This window comes from Paenibacillus phytorum (assembly GCF_013141715.1).
Lineage (GTDB): Bacteria > Bacillota > Bacilli > Paenibacillales > NBRC-103111 > Paenibacillus_E > Paenibacillus_E phytorum.
On record NZ_WHOA01000212.1, the window covers coordinates 1 to 772 of the forward strand.

At 52.5% G+C, this 772-nt stretch carries 6 tRNA genes; all 6 read right to left on the reverse strand.

Annotated features, from left to right (window positions below):
* Nucleotides 1-17: 17 nt before the first annotated feature.
* Nucleotides 18-93 (reverse strand) — tRNA-Phe (locus GC098_RS30050).
* 18 nt (nucleotides 94-111) lie between these two features.
* Nucleotides 112-188, reverse strand: a tRNA-Asp gene (locus GC098_RS30055).
* 28 nt (nucleotides 189-216) lie between these two features.
* A tRNA-Met gene (locus tag GC098_RS30060) sits at nucleotides 217-293 on the reverse strand.
* 21 nt (nucleotides 294-314) lie between these two features.
* Nucleotides 315-390, reverse strand: a tRNA-Val gene (locus GC098_RS30065).
* 13 nt (nucleotides 391-403) lie between these two features.
* Nucleotides 404-478, reverse strand: a tRNA-Glu gene (locus tag GC098_RS30070).
* Between the two features lie 214 nt (nucleotides 479-692).
* Nucleotides 693-765, reverse strand: a tRNA-Asn gene (locus GC098_RS30075).
* Nucleotides 766-772 lie beyond the last annotated feature (7 nt).

The window sequence follows — 772 nt, forward strand, 5'->3', positions numbered from 1 at the left end:
TATTAAGTTTGTAAAAATGGTGGCTCGGGACGGAATCGAACCGCCGACACGAGGATTTTCAGTCCTCTGCTCTACCGACTGAGCTACCGAGCCTTACTTGATTTGCAAAAATGGCGGAGCTGACGGGATTCGAACCCGCGGTCTCCTGCGTGACAGGCAGGCATGTTAGGCCACTACACCACAGCTCCGTATTCATTATGAACTTCAAAAAGAAGTTGGTTGCGGGGGCAGGATTTGAACCTGCGACCTTCGGGTTATGAGCCCGACGAGCTACCGGGCTGCTCCACCCCGCGTCATTGAAAGCTTGTATAAAATGGTGGAGGCTGACGGGATCGAACCGCCGACCCTCTGCTTGTAAGGCAGATGCTCTCCCAGCTGAGCTAAGCCTCCTTAGGAATAAAAATGGTGACCCGTAGGGGACTCGAACCCCTGTTACCTCCGTGAAAGGGAGGTGTCTTAACCACTTGACCAACGGGCCAAACTTAAAAATTTACCGACGGAGAGAGAGGGATTCGAACCCTCGCACCACTTACGCAGTCTAACCCCTTAGCAGAGGGGCTCGAACCCCCGACCTTACGGGTATGAACCTCGTGCTCCTTCGGCCGCTCGGACACTTCTCCAAGTATTTATGGGGTCCCCAAAAAGTAATCGACATACTCATCGGAGCATCTCTTCACTTTTTGGGGTTTAGACTCCCCGAACAGGACTCGAACCTGTGACAACTCGATTAACAGTCGAGTGCTCTACCAACTGAGCTATCAGGGAAAACAGT